13 protein-coding genes and 2 tRNA genes are annotated in these 18887 nt (G+C 45.0%); 8 read left to right on the top strand and 7 right to left on the bottom strand.

The annotated features are described in order from the left end of the window. Positions 1-1944: an OmpA family protein gene (locus tag K7G75_RS05635; protein WP_222983238.1), complete on the top strand. Its 1944-nt coding sequence runs from the start codon at positions 1-3 to the stop codon at positions 1942-1944. Here K7G75_RS05635 and K7G75_RS05640 read toward each other — a convergent pair whose 3' ends face one another. After that, a complete protein-coding gene (locus K7G75_RS05640; protein ID WP_222983239.1) occupies positions 1945-3198 on the bottom strand; it encodes an NRAMP family divalent metal transporter in 1254 nt (417 codons plus the stop codon). It lies immediately after the preceding gene. A gap of 89 nt (positions 3199-3287) precedes the next feature. Between K7G75_RS05640 and K7G75_RS05645 the strand changes: the two genes are divergently transcribed. The 3 genes from K7G75_RS05645 (at position 3288) to K7G75_RS05655 (ending at position 7075) form a co-directional block, all read left to right on the top strand. Further along, on the top strand, positions 3288-4313 hold the full coding sequence (locus K7G75_RS05645) for an alpha/beta hydrolase (RefSeq protein ID WP_222983240.1): 1026 nt from the start codon (positions 3288-3290) through the stop codon (positions 4311-4313). Between the two features lie 152 nt (positions 4314-4465). Then, positions 4466-6658, top strand: a complete 2193-nt coding sequence (locus tag K7G75_RS05650; protein ID WP_222983241.1) for a PAS domain-containing sensor histidine kinase — start codon at positions 4466-4468, stop codon at positions 6656-6658. A gap of 12 nt (positions 6659-6670) precedes the next feature. After that, entirely contained in the window at positions 6671-7075 is a 405-nt protein-coding gene (locus K7G75_RS05655) for a response regulator (RefSeq protein WP_222983242.1), read from the top strand. A gap of 64 nt (positions 7076-7139) precedes the next feature. On the opposite strand, the gene K7G75_RS05660 is transcribed toward K7G75_RS05655, so the two are convergent. The 3 genes from K7G75_RS05660 to mutS form a co-directional block, all read right to left on the bottom strand. Next, positions 7140-7227 (bottom strand) — tRNA-Leu (locus K7G75_RS05660). 56 nt (positions 7228-7283) lie between these two features. Then, a tRNA-Gly gene (locus K7G75_RS05665) sits at positions 7284-7356 on the bottom strand. Between the two features lie 97 nt (positions 7357-7453). Next, positions 7454-10045 carry a DNA mismatch repair protein MutS gene (gene mutS, locus K7G75_RS05670; RefSeq protein WP_222983464.1) on the bottom strand — a complete coding sequence of 864 codons (2592 nt, stop codon included), beginning with the start codon at positions 10043-10045 and terminating at the stop codon, positions 7454-7456. A gap of 148 nt (positions 10046-10193) precedes the next feature. Here mutS and K7G75_RS05675 point away from each other — a divergent pair, with 148 nt between their 5' ends. Further along, entirely contained in the window at positions 10194-10763 is a 570-nt protein-coding gene (locus tag K7G75_RS05675; protein WP_222983243.1) for an RNA methyltransferase, read from the top strand. Between the two features lie 89 nt (positions 10764-10852). On the opposite strand, the gene folK is transcribed toward K7G75_RS05675, so the two are convergent. Continuing rightward, positions 10853-11995: a 2-amino-4-hydroxy-6-hydroxymethyldihydropteridine diphosphokinase gene (gene folK, locus K7G75_RS05680; RefSeq protein ID WP_222983244.1), complete on the bottom strand. Its 1143-nt coding sequence runs from the start codon at positions 11993-11995 to the stop codon at positions 10853-10855. A 70-nt stretch (positions 11996-12065) separates the two neighbouring features. Here folK and sppA point away from each other — a divergent pair, with 70 nt between their 5' ends. From sppA to K7G75_RS05695, 3 genes are read left to right on the top strand one after another with little or no spacing between them, the layout of a single operon-like run. Beyond that, complete coding sequence (sppA, locus tag K7G75_RS05685) at positions 12066-13826, top strand: signal peptide peptidase SppA (protein WP_222983245.1); 1761 nt, start codon at positions 12066-12068, stop codon at positions 13824-13826. Between the two features lie 4 nt (positions 13827-13830). Then, complete coding sequence (locus K7G75_RS05690) at positions 13831-14538, top strand: queuosine precursor transporter (RefSeq protein ID WP_222983246.1); 708 nt, start codon at positions 13831-13833, stop codon at positions 14536-14538. Between the two features lie 36 nt (positions 14539-14574). Then, the gene (locus K7G75_RS05695; RefSeq protein ID WP_222983247.1) at positions 14575-17262 is read left to right on the top strand and encodes an AsmA-like C-terminal region-containing protein; all 2688 of its coding nucleotides are present in this window, start codon (positions 14575-14577) and stop codon (positions 17260-17262) included. Positions 17263-17268: 6 nt separating this feature from the next. Here K7G75_RS05695 and K7G75_RS05700 read toward each other — a convergent pair whose 3' ends face one another. Next, complete coding sequence (locus K7G75_RS05700; protein ID WP_222983248.1) at positions 17269-18033, bottom strand: DUF6090 family protein; 765 nt, start codon at positions 18031-18033, stop codon at positions 17269-17271. 36 nt (positions 18034-18069) lie between these two features. After that, positions 18070-18864: a DUF2797 domain-containing protein gene (locus K7G75_RS05705; RefSeq protein WP_222983249.1), complete on the bottom strand. Its 795-nt coding sequence runs from the start codon at positions 18862-18864 to the stop codon at positions 18070-18072. Positions 18865-18887: the final 23 nt, after the last annotated feature.

The following is an 18887-nucleotide window of genomic DNA, read 5'->3' on the forward strand; positions in this document are numbered from 1 at the left end:
ATGGACCCGATAAAAAAAACAATTCCCCTATTTCTTGCCTTTCTTTTGGGTGCGGTGTTTGCTTTTGCCCAAGAAGGGTACTCCAAGGGGGATGGCCACTTTTTTCAGTATGACTACCAAAGCGCAGTAACAGCTTACGAGACGGATTTGCTCAAGCAGGGACTCACAGATCGGCAATGGTTCAATCTGGCGGAATCCTATTTCAAGACAAAACGCTATGAAAAAGCGGCCGAAGCATACATAAACCTCCATAAGAAAGGAGCGGTAATGGAACCACATCATTTGAACAAGATGATGCAGTGTCTATCAAAAACATCGGACAAGGAAAGAAAAAATGCCTTTCTGGCTACCCTGTCCACCAATTTTGACAAGGAGTTGTTGGAGAACATGGACTTCAATAACAACCTATTGGAGAACAGTTCCGGAAAAACCACGCTCGATTTTGAAGTTTTCAACCTGGAGGGGAACAGCGCACAAGCCGACTTTGCACCGGCCTTTTACAACAAAAAGTTGTTGTTTTCCAGTGGAAGGATACAACAAAAAAAGGGTAGGGCCACTTCCCAAGAAGGCTTTCTCAATATTTATGATGCCAATTTGAAGCCTAATGGTCAGGTCGGTACGGCACAGCCATTTGCCAAAATCCCTGCTTCCAAGTTCCATAAGGCCACACCCTATTTCTCCCAGGGCCTGAACAGTGTTTTGTTTGTGATGTCCAATACCGAGGATGGGGAGCTAGCTTTTGATTCCAAAGGGAAAAATGCCTTGGCCATAGGTATGCAGACCCTGGACGGTTCTTTTCGCTTGTTGTTGAAGGACCTGAGCACCTCGTTCTATTATCCTTTTTATGATGAGGCAAGCGGCAAACTATATTTCGCGGCCAATTTCGACGATGGCTACGGTGGTACAGATCTGTATTTTGTGTACACTAATAATGGACAGATCATGTCGGCACCCATCAACTTGGGGCCGAGGATAAATTCACCCGGAAACGAAATAGCCCCGTTTATTTTTGAGGACAGTTTTTATTTTGCATCCGACATATTTTACGGTTTGGGGGGAATGGATATCTACAAATCCAATATTGAAGATGAATCCTTCAGTATTCCCATCAATTTGGGAGAGGGAATCAACTCCCAGGAAGATGATTTTGGTCTGATCATGCGGAATGAAGGGGATGGACTTTTGGGGTATTTTGCATCCAATCGACTTGGCGGTAAGGGGAAGGATGATCTGTACGGGTTCAAGGTGGACGAAAAACCCGGACTCAAAACACTGATCGTAAAGGGAAAGACGATAAAGCCGTACAAATCTTCCGAAACCATATCCAAGGCAGCAATTAGATTGTTGAAGCCCGACGGGACCTTGCTTTCCGAAACATATTCGGATGAAGAGGGAAATTATAGGTTGGAGATACCCTGGGAAAACGAAGTGGTGATTGAATCCTCCAAAGAGCGATATTCCCTTTTTAGAAAAAAGCTATCCGAAGAGGAACTGAACGCTTTGGAAAACAACGGATATGACATAGAAATTGCCCTTTACGATGATTTAGTGGAAGAAAAAGAGGGGCAAAAAGTGGTGAAAATGGACGATTTCTTTTTTGAGAAAGGCCAAACAACGCTTACTCCGCAGATCCAGCAGGAATTGGACAAAGTGGCATTCTTTGTGGAACAGTTTCCCTCTGTGCAGTTGCGTATTGAAACCTATACGGACAGTCGTGGAGGGAGCAGTACCAATTTTAGATTGACTCAGTCGCGCTCAGATGCCATTAAACAATATCTATTGAAAAAAGGGGTGTCTCCCACCAATATCATTTATTCCATAGGTTATGGTGAGGAAAAAATCCTGAACAATTGCACCAATGGTGTCTTTTGCCTGGAAGTTCTTCACAAAAAGAACCAAAGGTCGTTGGTGGTGGTGCTCAATGACAATGTGCTCTTCGACTAGTCATATCAAAAGCATCCAACAATAATAAAGGGCGAAAAAGGAAAGGAACACGATGCCCAAATAGGTCAGGAGGGTCAGGCCCATCTTTGGTCTGAACTCCTTAGGGACATCATTCCCTGTAACCGTCTTCAGGTTCATCCACCCCAGCAAAGGCGCCAAAACAAAACTGACAAAAGTGGCCAGAGCAACGAGCTGGGCCATATTGGCACTGAAAAGTGCAATGACCACCCAATTCACCACGGCCATGAAAACTACGGCCACACCAAACGCTTTATTGCTCTTAAAGGCCTTGTTCCTTGGGAACAGTTTTTCCAGCACGTCAATGCTTACGCGTGAAACCGCATCGTGGGCGGTCATGCAGGTGCTGAACATGGTGGCAAAGGCAGCTATGGCTATCAAGATATAGGCCCAATTGCCAATATGGGCAGTAAATAAATTTACCACCTGATCGGCAAAGACCACGGCATTCCCGCTCAGTTCCGTACCTGTTCCGTATAGCGTCATCCATCCAATGATTAAAAAGAACACGGCCAGCAAAGCCGTTAGAAAATAGCCCAGATCAAACTCTTGCAAGACGAGTTTTAGGGAAGGCTTTTCTTTCATGGTCTTGAAGTTTTCAATGGACCATAGACTTACCCAACCGGAAGCTTCAACCGCTGTGGGCATCCATCCCATTAGTCCAATTAAAAAAAGTATGCCAACTTCGTTAAAAATCTCCGGCCGCTGATAGTTTTCCGCACCCGGGACGGGACCTTTGTCAATAACCAATATGGTGGTTATTACGAGCGCCACAAATAAAATGGAAATGACCGCTTTCAAAGAGTTTTCCAGAAAGCGATATTTGCCAATGATCAGCAACAGGCCAATGAAAGCAAATAGTCCAAGGGCTACCATCCCCGTGCCCACACCGGATATTTGGAACAAATTCATGAAAAGTCCCGCAGTGACCACATAAAGTGCTGCCAGAATGGTAAAAGTGGATACCAAGGTGACAAAGGCATATATCCACAGGTATTTTTTCCCCATGCGGAGGTAACCCTCTACAAGACTCTTGCCCGTTACCGTGGTATAGCGCATGCCAAACTCAAAAAATGGATATTTGAAAAGATTGGCCAATATGATGGGAATGACCATGACCCATCCATATTGCGCACCAGCCTTTGTGGAAAGGACCAAATGTGAAGTGCCTATCGCCATACTGGCAAACAAAAGGCCAGGCCCCAATGCGTTTAACAGGGTTTTCAGTTTTGTCATGGAAAGTGAAAGTACGTTGGCCTAAAATAGTATATTTATGCCACACGGTAAAAACCAATTCTTGGCTCCATACCGCTTTATAAACATTGATGAAAATCCTATTTAAATTTATTAAGGCACTTATTTTTCTATTAGGCCTTTTTTTGCTGGTCTACCTTTTAGGTCCCAGGGTAGAAAAGCCCAATTTGGATACTGGCCTACCTAAGGTAAGCACGGATTTAGTAGATCTGGAACACTGGATACGCAGCAAGGAAGCATCCATTTCCAATATAAAGCCCAACAACGAAGCGCGCATTATTTGGTTTGATAGCATCCCTAAAAAAACCGAATACAGCATAGTCTATTTACATGGATGGTCGGCCAGCCAAATGGAGGGCCATCCGGTGCACATCAACATGGCAAAAAAGTTTGGATGCAACCTGTATCTGCCCCGTTTGGCGGGCCACGGACTAAATGAAGAGGAAGCCATGCTAAACATTACCTCGGATCAGGTGCTGGCATCGGCCAAAGAGGCCATCTCCGTGGCCAAAAACTTGGGGAAAAAGGTTATTGTAATGGCAACTTCCACGGGGGGTACCCTGGCGCTGCACCTGGCCGGTGGCGACAAGGATGTGGCGGCCATTCTATTGTATTCCCCCAACATTGAAATCTACGATCCCAATGCCAAGTTGTTGGCAGGGCCTTGGGGCCTTCAATTGGCCAAAATGGTGAAAAAAAGTGATTATCATGAGTTCGATGCCAGTCCGGAAAAACAAAAATATTGGACCACCAAATACAGGGTAGAGGCCCTGACCCACCTGCAGGCTTTGGTGGATAACACAATGACCCCGGAGACTTTCGAGAAGGTAACACAGCCAGTCTTCATGGGTTATTTTTACAGAAGCGATTCTATTCAGGATAAAGTGGTCTCTGTGCCGGCCATGCTGACCATGTTCGATCAGTTGGGAACCCCGTCGGAACTAAAACGAAAAAAGGCATTCCCCGATTCGGGAGACCATGTGATTACCTCGCAGATCACTTCAAAAGATTTGGAGTCCGTGCAACGGGAAACCGAGAATTTTTTACGGCAAATAGTGAAATTGGATCCAGTAGCTACCGAAGCCATCTCATTTTAATGCGAAAACCCAAACACATCACTTCCGCGTCTTTAGGATGGAAGGCACTTTGGCTTATTCCAATAGAAAGTAAAAAGGGCAATAATACCATTTTTTCCTTCGTTATTGTAAGTATTTAGTTACATATAGAGGTTTTTATCTAAATTAGTGCCATGATTGCCAACCAGGTCTATTTTCAAGGATTCCCGGTGCCGGTTGCCCTACTCGATGCCCATTTGTCCTATGTTGATTTTTCCAATCTATGGATTGATAAGTTCGGATTGTCCCAAGACATTAAGGGGCAGTCTTTTTTCCAGAGCATGCCGGAGCTGCCCGAGGAGTTGAAGATGGATATCCAATATTGCCTGGAGGGGGTGGTCGATAACCGATCGGACCAAGCTAAGGTGGTTGTTGCCAATGGGGACAGCATTTGGTATGAATGGAAGATAAGCACCCTTAGATCGGAGGAAAAGGAAATTCAGGGCGTTATTTTGGTATTGGATAACATCACCGAAAAGAAGCTGGAAGAACTGTTGCTTACCAAATCCCAGGAGGTGGCGCGTATCGGTGGATGGGAAGTGGATCTGGTGAACAGTAAGCTTTATTGGTCCAAGATTACCAGGGAAATCCATGAGGTACCCGTGGATTATATTCCTGATGTTGCCAAAGGGATTTCTTTTTATAAAGAAGGATATAGTAGGGACACAATAGCAAGATTGGTCCAAGAAGGAATAGAAAATGGCACTTCTTGGGATACTGAATTGCAGCTCATGACCGCAAAGGGAAATGAACTTTGGGTCAGGGCCATTGGCGAACCGGAAATAGTGGAAGGCAAATGTGTACGCATTGTCGGCACCTTCCAGGATATAGATAGAAGCAAAAGAGCGGAAATCGCTTATAAGAAAGTGAGTGATCGACTTGCCATGGCCACACGATCGGCGGGAATAGGCATTTGGGAATTTGATATCCCTAAAAATGAACTCTACTGGGATGCCAACATGTATAGATTATACGGTATCAAGGAATCCGATTTTGAAGGCGTCTATAGCGCATGGGAATCCTGTGTATTGCCAGAAGATCAGGCGGAATCTGCCAAGGCCGTAAGCGATGCCATTGCAGGGAAGGGAAATTTCGACACCAATTTTAGGGTGCGTTGGCCCAATGGAGAAATACGTTGGATCAAGGCCGAGGCCGTCGTCATTCGGGATGAAAAAGGGAAAGCACGAAGGATGATCGGTGTGAACCAGGACATAACCGAGCTCAAAACTACAAAGCTACAATTGGTCCAAAGTGAGGAATCACTACAAGGCGCTTTTGAAAACTCTTCAGTAGGAATGGCCTTGGTCGCTCTGGACGGTAGTTTCATCAAAGCAAATCAAAGTCTTTGTAAGAGTTTGGGTTACAGCGCTGAAGAATTGTCGAAACTTTCTTTTCAGGACATAACACATCCAGAGGACCTTGAAATTGATCTGGCCTTGCTGCAAGAGGTTATAGATGGTAAGCGTACCAACTATCAAATAGAAAAGCGCTATTTCAATAAAAAAGGACAGGTGGTCCACATTTTCTTGACTGTCACCGCTGTTAAGAAGATCAATGGGGAACTATCGCATTTCATTTCCCAAATCGTGGATATGACCTCTAAGGTGGAAGCTTCCAATAAGCTAAAGGGACTGCTGGAGCTCACCACGAGTCAAAACAACAGCTTATTGAATTTTGCGCACATCGTATCGCATAATCTGCGATCCCATACCGCAAATTTATCCATGATCACCAGTTTTCTTTTGGACAATGAAACCAGTGTAGAGGAGCATCAGGAGTCGTTAAAAATGCTGAAAAGGGCCGCAGGTGGCCTTGATGAGACCATAGCGCATTTGAATGAGGTGGTACAGGTGAAACTGGAAACTGGAAAAAGAATGAAACCGATTTCACTGTCCAAAATGGCGAACAAGGTGTTGAAGGATGTGGCTGCCCTGATCAATGAAAACAAACAACACCTAACCTTGGATATTCCCAAAGAACTAGAAGTCCAAGGGGTGCCGGCCTATGTGGAAAGTGTAATCCTGAATTTGATTACCAACGCCATTAAGTACAGAAATCCAGAAAGAAACGGAAAAATCAGTATTAAGACGCAACAAACAGGGGAACACGTAGTGCTACAGGTCAAGGACAACGGACTGGGCATAGACCTGGATAGGCATGGTCAAAAGCTGTTCGGTATGTATAAAACCTTCCATGGCAACAGTGATGCCAGGGGAATCGGACTTTTTATTACCAAGAACCAAGTGGAGTCCATGGGTGGGTCAATAGCGGTGGAAAGCAAAGTAGGCGAAGGGACCACGTTCAAGGTAAAATTCTTAATGGCATAACATAATATGGATATGAGCAAATTGGAAAGAGCATGTATTATTGACGATGATCCCATTCACCAATTTGGGATGAAGGTATTGATGAAGAAATTGGATTTTACCAAGGAGGTTTTGGTGTTCCATGACGGGCAGGAGGCCATTGATGCTCTGTTGGACCTACTTAATGTGGGGGATCAACTGCCATCGGTGATTTTCTTGGATTTGAACATGCCCATAAAGGATGGTTGGGGATTTCTTGATGATTTTGTAAAAATACCCCATCATAATCGCGAACGGGTGACCATCTATGTGGTGAGTTCCTCCATAAACCCGTCAGATAGGGAACGGGCTGTACAGTACGAAATGGTAAGCAATTACATAGTAAAACCAGTTGATGAGCGCCAGTTAAGGAAGCTTTTGGAGGAAGTTGGGGAATGAAAGGCCCCATGTCGTTCAGCATCTGGGAGCAAAAATAAAAGCCGAGAAGCAATTCTCGGCTTTTTGGTACTCGAGGCGGGACTTGAACCCGCACGGGCATAATGCCCACAGGATTTTAAGTCCGGCGTGTCTACCAATTCCACCACTCGAGCTTGTCTGCCGTGGCATGACAGGACTTAAACAAAAAAACGCTGCAAGCAGCGTTTTGAGCGAAAAACGGGATTCGAACCCGCGACCTCCACCTTGGCAAGGTGATGCTCTACCAACTGAGCTATTTTCGCATTTTAAAGAACCCAGCGCTTCGTAAAGCGCGGACCTGCCCGTTCGGCATAGGCAGGTGCAAATTTAATATATTTCTATAAAATAGAAAGAAATTTTTTAGGAAGAAGCCTTTTTCTTCTTGCTCAAAAGCCGCTTGATCTCGTTCAACTTCATAAGCGCCTCCACAGGGGTCAAGGTGTCAATGTCCAAATGCAGTATCTCATCCTTGATTTCTTCCAACAGCGGATCATCCAGATTGAAAAAGCTCAACTGCATTTCCTGTCCTTCATTTTGGGTTTGTTGGAGCTTGTCCGACATTTCCTCACTGGAATGGGACTTTTCCAGTTTCTTCAATATTTTATTGGCTTTCTGGATTACTTGTTGGGGCATTCCCGCCATTTTGGCCACATGGATTCCAAAACTGTGCTCGCTCCCACCGGGAACCAATTTTCTGAGAAAAAGTACATTGTCCTTCAATTCCTTCACCGAAACATTATAGTTTTTGATTCGCGAAAAGGTGGTGGACATCTCGTTAAGCTCATGGTAATGGGTCGCAAAAAGAGTCTTCGCCCTTGCCGGATGCTCATGGAGGTACTCCGAGATGGCCCAGGCAATGGAAATGCCATCATAGGTACTTGTACCCCGCCCAATTTCATCCAACAGCACCAAACTCCGCTCGGATAGATTGTTGAGTATGGAAGCGGTCTCGTTCATTTCAACCATAAAGGTTGACTCTCCCATGGAAATATTGTCACTGGCGCCGACGCGCGTGAAAATCTTGTCCACGACCCCAATGCGGGCCGCTGAGGCCGGCACAAAACTGCCCATTTGTGCCAGGAGCACGATTAGGGCAGTTTGTCGCAAAAGAGCCGATTTACCGCTCATATTGGGCCCGGTGATCATGATGATCTGTTGCTCGTCCCGATTCAAGACCACGTCGTTGACCACATAAGATTCGCCCAGGGGCAACTGTTTTTCTATAACGGGGTGCCTGCCTGCTTGTATGTCCAACACTGTGGAGTCGTTTACCTCCGGTTGCACATAACCATTTTCCATCGCCAATTGTGCAAAACCACAAAGACAGTCCAATTGCGCAATCAAGTGGGCATTTTGTTGCACCGGGGCAATATACTCCTGCATCCAAACCAACAACTGGTCAAACAATTGCTGTTCCAGGGCATGGATGCGTTCCTCTGCCCCCAATATTTTCGATTCGTATTCCTTTAGCTCCTCCGTAATGTACCGTTCCGCATTCACCAAGGTCTGTTTGCGAATCCAATTATCGGGAACTTTGTCCTTATGGGTGTTTCTCACCTCTATGTAGTATCCAAACACATTGTTGGAAGCTATTTTGAGGGAAGTGATTCCTGTAAGCTTGGTTTCCCGCTCCAGCATCTGGTCCAAATAATCCTTACCTGAAAATGCCAGTCCCCTTAGTTCATCAAGCGCTGTGGAATGTCCTTGTGCTATTGCATTTCCCTTGGCAATCTGGATTGGGGCATCTTCATTGAGCACCTGTTTTATTCTGGTCCGCAGCATTTCGCAACCATCCAATTGCTGTCCCATTTTTTCTAAGGATGCATTGCCACTTTCTTGGGCAAGCTGCTTTATGGGAACAATGGCTTCCAATGAATTTTTGAGAAAAATGACTTCTCTCGGATTGATTTTTCCCGTTGCCAACTTGGAGATCAATCGTTCCAGGTCGCCCATTTTTCCTATCCACTGCTGTGTTTTTTGGAGCAGTGTATTTTCACTCTTGAAGAAAGCAACCGTTGCATGGCGGTGCCTTATCTTTTCTATGTTTTTCAACGGCAGGGCCAACCAACGTTTCAAAAGCCTTCCGCCCATGGGGGAAAGGGTCTTGTCAATGACCTCCAGAAGGGTAACAGCATTTTGGTGGGGAGATTGGTACAGTTCAAGGTTTCGGATGGTGAATCGGTCCATCCAAACATATTCTTCTTCCGCAATCCGTTGAATTTTGTTGATGTGCTGTAATCGGCTGTGTTGGGTCTCGGACAAATAGTGCATTACAGCGCCCGAGGCAATGATGCCATGGTTCTGATGTTCAATGCCAAAACCCTTCAGGGTCTTGGTTTTGAAATGGTTGGTCAAGCTTTCGTGGGCATAGTCTTCCTGAAAGATCCAATCCTCCAAATAAAAGATATGGAACTGGTTTCCAAATAGTTCGGTAAAATCCTTTTTATGGTTTTTGGATACCAACACCTCATTGGGTCCAAAGTTTTGGAGCAGTTTGTCCACCTGTTCCGCGGTGCCCTCGGAGGTCAGGAACTCCCCTGTGGAAATGTCCAAAAAGGAAACACCGATTTTGCTCCTTCCGAAGTGCAGGGCACTCAAAAAGTTATTGCTTTTGGAAGAGAGGATGTCATCATTGAGTGCCACTCCTGGAGTGACCAGTTCTGTTACCCCTCGCTTGACAATGGTTTTGGTCTGCTTGGGATCCTCCAACTGGTCGCAGATGGCCACACGTTGCCCTGCCCGAACCAATTTGGGCAGATAGGTGTTCAGGGAATGATGTGGGAATCCCGCCAATTCCGTTTGGTCACCGCCGTTGTTCCTATGGGTAAGCACAATCCCCAGGATTTTGGCCGCCTTTACGGCATCCTCTCCAAAGGTTTCATAAAAGTCACCAACGCGGAACAAAAGCAGGGCGTCCGGGTGCTTGGTTTTGATGCTGTTGTATTGCTGCATCAAAGGGGTGACTTTCTTGGATTTTGAAGTGGCTGCCAAAGCGATTTAATTGGATTATTTTTGCACGATAAGGTAAAGTCACGAATGTATCGTTTTTGGGATACTTCCAAAATTTTTGTTGATATTTTAGGTAAAATGGTTGAAAAATATGGGGCGTAAACTGGAAAATAGCGAACTGGGACGTTTGGATGTGGATACATTCAAGCAGGCGGGGAAGTCGCCCATCATCTTGATTCTGGACAATATCCGCAGTCTTAACAATATCGGCTCCGTTTTCAGGACAGCGGATGCTTTTTTGGTGAAAAAAATCTATCTATGTGGCATTACGGCCACCCCACCGCACAAAGATATCCGTAAAACCGCCCTTGGTGCCACCGAAAGCGTGGACTGGGAATATCGGGAAAACATAGTGGAACTCATTACGGAATTGCAGCGCGCTGGGGCGCAGACCATTGCCGTGGAACAGGCCGAGGGGTCCATTATGCTCAATGATTTTGAGGTGCCAACGGATATTGAAATGGCATTGGTCTTTGGCAACGAGGTAAAGGGTGTTTCCCAAGAGGTGGTATCCACCTGCGACTCCATTTTGGAAATACCCCAGTTCGGCACCAAGCATTCCCTGAACATAGCCGTTAGTGTGGGGGTAGTGGTGTGGGACGTTTGGAACAAAATCCAAAAAAGTCCGATAAATAAAAAGCCCCGAAAAAACGGGGCTTGATATATAGTTTGAGTTAGTTAGTTTCTCACTACGAGACGGCTAATAAAATAAAACCATTCGTTATATCCAAACAATTCCTAAAAATTTTCTTAAAAGTAAGTGAAGAGCACGTGGTCCTCAATTTGGTCCAGAATGGCCGTATAATCCGATGGGTTGTCCACAAAATCAAGGTCGTTCATGTTCAAAATCAGGCTGTTCTGTTGTGGGTGGCTTTTTAGAAAATCCATATAGCCCCGGTTTATTTTTTCCAAATAATCGGCGCTAATATTTTGTTCATAATCCCGCCCCCTTTTTTTGATATTTGCCAAAAGTTGGTCGGTATCCTGATAAAGATATAGGTATACTTTAGGCTTTTTCACCTCCCTGTACATGAAATTAAAAAGCTTTCGGTATAGTTCAAACTCATCCGCTTTCAAGGTAATCTTGGCAAAGATCAGCGACTTAAAGATGTCGTAATCACTGACCATGAAATTCTTGAACAGGTCAAATTGGGAGGTATCATCCATAAATTGTTGGTAACGATCTGCCAAAAAGGACATTTCCAAGGGGAATGCATAGCGTGTTTGGTCGGCATAGAACTTGGGAAGAAAAGGATTGTCCGCAAATCGTTCCAAGACCAACTTGGCATTGAAATCGGCCGAGATCATTTTGGCAAGGGTGGTCTTTCCGGCGCCGATGTTTCCCTCGATGGCCACGAACTGCAAATGCGAAAAAAGTTCCAATCGGTTTTTAAACAGCTTTTGCTTGGTTTTGGTCAAGGTATTTCGATCCCTGCACTGCTGAAGCAGATTGCGGATATCCCTACCCAGTGTGGGATGATACATTTGTGGTGCAATGTCAGCCAACGGCCTGAGCACAAAATTCCGCTCCTGCATGAGGGGGTGTGGAATCTTCAAATTGTTATCCTGCAACACCACATCATCATAAAAAATTATATCAATGTCCAAGGTCCTGGATTGATACCCATCACTTTTCCTATTCCGTCCAAAATCCTTTTCCAACTGTAAAATGAGCAAGAGGAGTGCCTGGGGTGAAAGATCCGTTTCCAAAGCCACGGCAACATTCAAAAAGTCCTGACCTTCAAAACCCACTGCAGGATTTTCATAGACATGGGACACGGCCACGACCTCTCCCGCCATTTTCTGCAGAAAAAGAATGGCTTTTTGGAGCAGGGCGAAGCGATTCCCCATATTGCTTCCCAGCGAAAGATATGCCCTATGTTTAAATTCCATGGTCAATGGGCAAAATAAAGAAAACAATGGAACAATGGTTATATTTGCTCCCGAATAAAATTATAAGTGAATGAACTTTTTGAAAAACGTTTTAGCGGCAATTTTGGGGTGTTTGGTGGCGTTTGGGCTGCTTTTGGGCATGTTCTTCATTTTTATCGCCCTTTTGGGCCAAGCCGATGATGGGGTGGTAGTGCGCGAAAACTCCATATTGGAATTGGCTTTTGCCGAACCCATCAAGGATTATGTGGGTAAGGATGATACCGATCCTTTTGCTGGCCTCTGGGATGAAGAGATAGGGTTGGATGAAATAATCCATGCCATACAGGTGGCAAAGAATGATCCTAAAATTGAAGGAATCAGCATAACCACGGGCTTCTTGCAGGCAGGAATATCCCAGGTTAAGGAGATTCGTGATGCCCTATTGGACTTTAGGTCCGAAGGGAAGTTTATTTATGCCCATTCCGATTTCTTGACTCAAAAAGATTACTATTTGACCAGTGCAGCGGACGAAATCTATCTGAACCCGGTAGGGGGCTTGGATTTTAAAGGACTATCTGCTGAAGTGCTATATTTCAAAGATCTACAGGAAAAATCGGGTATCAAGATGGAAGTGGTTCGCCATGGCAAGTACAAAAGTGCCGTGGAACCATTCTTGACCAATACCATGAGCCCCGAGACCCGTTTTCAGATCCAGGAGTTGATCGGCTCGATTTGGGAGGTGATGGTGGAAGAGATTTCGGCCACTAGGGACATTGCCCCAGCGGACTTGAATCAAATTGCGGATACCTTGGGTGGAAGGACCCCTGAGCTGGCCGTTGCCAATGGATTAATTGATGGCCGACTGCATTTTGATGAATACGAGGATCTTTTGCGAAAGAAAACCGGCGTTATGGATGATAAAGACCTCCAGTATGTCAAGTTTCGGGATTATGTTAGATTGGCCAGCAACAAGAAAATTGCCACAGGAGCTGATAAAGTGGCCATAATCTACGCACAGGGCGAGATTTATTATGGGGAAGGAGATCAGGATTTCATCGGACAGGGAATAATGGTTGAAGCCTTGCAAAAGGCGGTAAAGAATGAAAAGGTCAAGGCCATTGTCCTACGCGTGGACTCTCCAGGGGGTAGCTCCCTGGTTTCCGATATCATTTGGAGGGAGATCCAGGTGGCCAAAAAGGTCAAGCCTGTTGTGGTTTCCTTTGGAAACATTGCAGCTTCGGGAGGCTATTACATTGGGGTTGGCGGTGACAAGATATTTGCCGAGCCAACCACCATAACAGGTTCCATTGGAGTGTTTGCCACCATTCCCAATATCAATGAATTGGCAGATAACATCGGAATAAATGCCGAACAGTTGGGAACCAACAAAAACTCAGTGGATTATTCGCTGTTCGAGCCTATGAGCGATTCCTTTCAGCGTGTATTGCAGGAAGGGGTAGATGCCACCTATCAAACCTTTTTGGAGCGCGTGGCCGAGGGACGGAACATGACCCTTGCGGAAGTGGATTCCCTTGCCCAAGGACGTGTATGGAGTGGTGTGGATGCGAAGGCCAATGGGCTAGTGGACGAGCTCGGAAATCTGGAGGATGCCATAGCCGCAGCAGCCGAAATGGCCGGGATGGATACGTACGGCATCAGAAAATATCCGAAGTACAAGTCCGGTTTTCAGCAGTTTATGGAAGACATGGGCGGAATGAAGGCCAAGATTGGCAACTGGGCAATACAGGAACAATTGGGCCCCGAAGCCTATGGATTGCTACAGGAGCTGAAACAAATGACGCAGCGGGAGGGCATTCAGGCCAAAATACCTTTTAGCATAAACATAAGATAGACGGATGACGCCAAAGGACAAGAAAGCTGCGTTTTCCATTTATCTATATCTGGGAGCACTTTTCATTACCTCCTTGGTGGTCTCCAATCTCATTTTTCAAAAGTTCTTTTATTGGCAACCTTTTGGGGATGTGACCATTTTTGGGGCTCCCCTTTTTGAACTGTCCGTAGGTATCCTTCCCTATCCCATTACCTTTCTCATCACAGACCTTATTTCGGAGGTTTATGGGAGAAAAAAAGCCAATCAGGTGGTCACCGCAGGTATTTTTGCCTCTGTATTTTCCATGCTGATCATTTTCGTCTCCAATGGGGCCCCTGCCATTCCATCCTCCCCAGTGGATGACGGAACCTTTACCAAGGTATTTGGCCTGTCGCCATTGGGGGTTTTGGCATCCATGTTGGCCTATCTTTTTGCCCAGTACATCGATATTTCCATCTACCACTTCTGGAAACGGGTAACAGATGGCAAAATGTTGTGGTTGCGCAATAATTTTTCCACCTTTTCATCCCAGTTTGTGGATACTTTCACCGTAGTGGGTTTGCTTTGTCTCTTCGGGGTGCTTCCCTGGGATAAATTTTATGGATTGGTGCTCAGTGGGTTCATTTTCAAGGTAATGATCGCCCTTTTCGATACGCCCCTGCTTTATCTCTTCGTGTACCTGATTCGGAAAAGATTTAACTTAAAAATAGGGGAAGAGATATCATTAGATTAGCAACTTCTGCTTTATTTTGTAGCAAAATCCCAAATTATGAAAAAAAGAGCCCTAAAGATAGTTGGCCTTATCCTACTGTTTGTCGTTGCCCTAGTGGTGGCACTGCCCTGGTTCCTAGAGGGTAAAATTGCACAGATTGTCAAGAACAAAGTGAACAACAACATCAACGCCACGCTGGATTTTGATGAGGCCCAGCTCAGCTTGATCAAAAGCTTCCCAAATGCCCATGTGTCCCTAAAGGGAATTTCCTTGGTGAACAATGCACCTTTTGAAGGTGATACCCTGTTCGCATCGGATGAAGTGGCACTGAGTATGTCCATAAAGGAACTGTTCAAATCACAAGAAGAGCCCATCGCGATAAAGCGGCTGCGTATTGATGGGGCAAAGCTTCACATTAAGGTGGATGCAGAGGAAAACGCCAATTATGATATTGCAAAACCAACCGAGGGCGAAACAGGTGCCCCAACTGAAACAGGAGACAATTTCACCTTTGCAATGGACGAGTATACCATCAGCAATTCGAGGATCATCTATGATGATATGGCCACTGGCCTTCGCTTGGATATTTCGGAGATGAACCATTCGGGAACGGGGGACCTTTCCCTGGAAACATCACAACTGGATACCCATACGGATGCGTTCATGTCCCTGGAGATGGACAGCACCAACTATTTAAGGAACCATAAAATAAATTTGGATGCCCTGTTGAACATTGATTTGACGGCGAACAAATATTCCTTTATGGAAAACAAGGCCATGGTGAACAAGTTACCGTTGGTTTTTGATGGATTTGTAAAAGTGAACGAGGAAAACCAGGAAGTGGATATCACTTTTGAGACGCCTTCTTCCGATTTCAAGAATTTTTTGGCAGTAATCCCAGAAGAATACTCCAAGAACATCGAGGAAGTCCAGACCACAGGCGATTTTGTGGTTCGGGGACAGTTAAAGGGCATTGTGGACGAGGAACACATTCCCATGTTCAACATCAAGATAAACTCGGACAATGCTTCCTTTAAGTATCCACAGTTGCCAAAATCTGTCAAGAACGTATTTATTGACACTGAAATAAACAATACAACCGGGGTTACTGAGGATACCTACGTGGAAATCAAAAAAATGTCGTTTACCATTGATCAGGATAAGTTCAACCTAAATTCCCGTATAAGTGATCTGATGGGGAATACCAAAGTGCGTGCGCATATGGATGGCAAGATCAATTTGGCCAATATATCTCAGGCTTATCCCGTGCCCGACAACTATAACCTAAAAGGGCTTTTGGATGCCAACGTAACCACTTCCTTTGATATGGAATCTTTGGAGAAGAAGCGTTATCAAAATACCAAAACCGAAGGGAAGATGACCATTTCCGGATTTGAATATGCATCGGAAGAACTGAAAAACCCCATGATCATCAACACCGCCTCGTTGACTTTTAATCCAACCACAGTGACGGTCAACTCCTTTGATGGAAAAACCGGGGGCACCGATTTCAAGGCCACGGGAACTTTGACCAATCTGCTTGGGTTTTTGTTCAATGAAGAAAACATGGAGGGTAATTTTAAGGTCAATTCCAATCGTTTTTCTCTGAATGATTTTATGGTGGCCGATGTTCCGGAAGAGGAATCCAAGACCGAAATCCCCTCTGGAGGTGAAGAGCGCATCAAGATTCCATCAATTTTGGACTGCACCATTGATGCAGAGGCCAATACGGTGGTTTATGACAACCTGAACCTGAAAAATGTAAAGGGCACATTCATTATAAGGGACGAGACCGCCACGGTCAAAAATTTGACATCCGATTTGTTTGGGGGTGATTTGGGACTTTCCGGAGCGGTTTCCACAAAAGGGGAAGCCTCAACTTTTGAAATGAATTTGGGGATGACCGATTTCAACATCGATGAGTCGTTTGCTGCCTTGGAGCTGTTTCAGGTGTTGGCACCACTCGCCAATGCCCTGCAAGGAAAGCTAAACTCCCAAATACAGATTTCGGGAAACCTGAAGGATGATCTTACTCCAAGCCTTACCTCAATTTCGGGTAATTTGTTGGCGGAACTTTTATCCACCAAGGTGAATCCGGAAAAAGCCCCACTGCTTTCCTCCCTGGATAGTAAATTGGATTTTCTAGACACCAAGGACATCATTTTTGACAACCTTAAAACGGCGTTGAGTTTTGACAACGGAACCGTTCAGGTGAAGCCTTTCAGTTTAAACTATAAGGATATCGCCATTAAGGTTGATGGCAGCCATACTTTTGATCGTCAAATGCAGTACAAAGCCACACTAGATGTCCCCACGAAATACCTTGGGGCCGAGGTGAACAAGCTCATTGCGCAAATAAATGAACCGGGCTTGCAGGATTTGACCATTCCGGTGACGGCGAATATAGGGGGTAATTATACCAGCCCTACGGTGAGTACAAATCTGACTTCTGGTGTAAAAAACCTGACCAACCAATTGGTGGAGATTCAAAAACAAAAATTGGTGAACAAAGGAAAGGACAAAGCGAAAGATTTGTTGTCCGATGTTCTGAAAAAAGATGAAGGAACCGATTCCACAGCAACAACATCGCCGGGAGTAAGGGAAACGTTGGGCACGCTATTGGGTGGAAACAAGACAGAGGAGAAAGACACTGTGAAGACCGAACAGCAGGATCCGGTCAAAAGCACGGCCAAATCCATTTTGGGTGGCCTTTTGGGCAAAAATAAAAAGGATACGATAAACTAAGATTGCCTATTCTTTTATTTCGGATTCTATGAGTTCTAAAATGGAATTCAAGTTTTCCATTAATGGAATGTAATGCGCCATTTCCGTGGCTTGACCTGTGATGATAAACAACAATATGTTGTTTTCAAACGCAATTGATTGCAATGCTGATAAATTGCTGACAGGCTTTTTGCCCATCGGAATTCCCAATTGGGATGCCATTCCGGTGTTATCCAAAATAGTGCGGATACTGTGACCTCCATCTCTAAAAGCATTGACCGTATTGCTGCGCTGCTCGCTGAGCATTTTTTCCTGATTGGCAACATCATCAATTGTGGAGATCCAGTTGGTCAATTGAATGCGCAACGTATCGTTGGAAATATCCTTAAGACTGCCGGAATTGATCATTTCGTTCAATAGGGAGTTGTTCGCATTGAAGAAAATATCGTAGGCAAAAGCGGTAACGAACAGTTCCGAAAGTTTTTCTTCCGAAGGTTCGCCTGGTTGGTCCATCAAAATGGCAATTTGGGTCGCGGCCTCATAGCTTTCTCTATTTACCCTGATCAATTCTTCCAATTTTGTCTTACTGGTCCCAAACTCATCCCTCAGGCCCATCAAATAGACCTGCTCTTTGTCTCTTTTTATCCTATCCTCGTTATTGTTGTTGATGGCGAGGGCAATCAAAATGCCGATGACCACCAAAACAATCTCTCCAATGGCATATAGCAGGTAGTTGCCAATTTTTTTATCGGCAATCATTTTTCTACGGATTTTTCTAAAGAGTTTTAGCATAGCACAGCTTCATTTCATACAAAGTTTCTTGGATATTTATTTGATTTCAAGTCCCACATAATATCCTTCATTGCCTCTTATGTTGAACACGGTGCCATCATCAAAAATGAGGTATTGCCCTTTTATTCCTTTTAGTATTCCTTGATAATTGGGTGTTTTATCGAGATTGAGGCTTTTGACCTTCAGGGGATATTGAAGAACGGGAAAATGCAAATGGGTTTCTGTGTTTGATTCGATAAAATAGTCCGACACCTCATCTGGAATACTGGTTTTCAGCCTATTGCGCCATTCGACCAAATCCACATCCTCAATGCGATTGGTAAGCATTTTTTGCCAACTGGTTTTGTCGCTAACGTGCTCTTTTAGCGCCACCTCGGTGATTCCTGCCAAATATCGGTTGGGCACTTCCACAATTTCGATGGCTTCGTGTGCCCCTTGATCAATCCATCGGGTGGGAACCTGGGATTTGCGTGTTACCCCTACTTTGACATTACTGGAGTTTGCCAAATATACGATGTGCGGTTGCAGTTGCATTCTTTTTTCATACTCCAGATCACGGTCTTCCTTGTCCAAATGGGCGGTGCTCAGTTCGGGTTTCATGATCCATTCTCCGGCAGATGGGGTTTCATAAAAACAGGTTTTACAGAAACCCTGACGATAGATTGGCCGTTCCTCACCACAGTTAAGGCATTGGAACTTAATGAAATCGATGTGGACTTCCCTGTCCAAAGCCTGGTTCAGGTGTAGAAAATTGTTTTCAAAGACCAAAAAGTATTGGATCGGATTTCCGTTTTCCGTTTGCATTTTTCGCAGAACTCCTTCGTACAGCATACTGGGATGGATGTTTTTTACTT

This window comes from Flagellimonas meishanensis (genome assembly GCF_019880545.1).
Taxonomy (GTDB): Bacteria; Bacteroidota; Bacteroidia; order Flavobacteriales; family Flavobacteriaceae; genus Flagellimonas; species Flagellimonas meishanensis.

Excerpts from the sequence above, each read along its gene's own strand:
- K7G75_RS05635 (WP_222983238.1), top strand. The coding sequence starts at position 1 with ATGGACCCGATAAAAAAAACAATTCCCCTATTTCTTGCCTTTCTTTTG.
- K7G75_RS05640 (WP_222983239.1), bottom strand. The coding sequence starts at position 3,198 with ATGACAAAACTGAAAACCCTGTTAAACGCATTGGGGCCTGGCCTTTTG.
- K7G75_RS05645 (WP_222983240.1), top strand. The coding sequence starts at position 3,288 with ATGAAAATCCTATTTAAATTTATTAAGGCACTTATTTTTCTATTAGGC.
- K7G75_RS05650 (WP_222983241.1), top strand. The coding sequence starts at position 4,466 with ATGATTGCCAACCAGGTCTATTTTCAAGGATTCCCGGTGCCGGTTGCC.
- K7G75_RS05655 (WP_222983242.1), top strand. The coding sequence starts at position 6,671 with ATGAGCAAATTGGAAAGAGCATGTATTATTGACGATGATCCCATTCAC.
- mutS (WP_222983464.1), bottom strand. The coding sequence starts at position 10,045 with ATGCAGCAATACAACAGCATCAAAACCAAGCACCCGGACGCCCTGCTT.
- K7G75_RS05675 (WP_222983243.1), top strand. The coding sequence starts at position 10,194 with ATGGGGCGTAAACTGGAAAATAGCGAACTGGGACGTTTGGATGTGGAT.
- folK (WP_222983244.1), bottom strand. The coding sequence starts at position 11,995 with ATGGAATTTAAACATAGGGCATATCTTTCGCTGGGAAGCAATATGGGG.
- sppA (WP_222983245.1), top strand. The coding sequence starts at position 12,066 with ATGAACTTTTTGAAAAACGTTTTAGCGGCAATTTTGGGGTGTTTGGTG.
- K7G75_RS05690 (WP_222983246.1), top strand. The coding sequence starts at position 13,831 with ATGACGCCAAAGGACAAGAAAGCTGCGTTTTCCATTTATCTATATCTG.
- K7G75_RS05695 (WP_222983247.1), top strand. The coding sequence starts at position 14,575 with ATGAAAAAAAGAGCCCTAAAGATAGTTGGCCTTATCCTACTGTTTGTC.
- K7G75_RS05700 (WP_222983248.1), bottom strand. The coding sequence starts at position 18,033 with ATGCTAAAACTCTTTAGAAAAATCCGTAGAAAAATGATTGCCGATAAA.
- K7G75_RS05705 (WP_222983249.1), bottom strand. The coding sequence starts at position 18,864 with ATGCTGTACGAAGGAGTTCTGCGAAAAATGCAAACGGAAAACGGAAAT.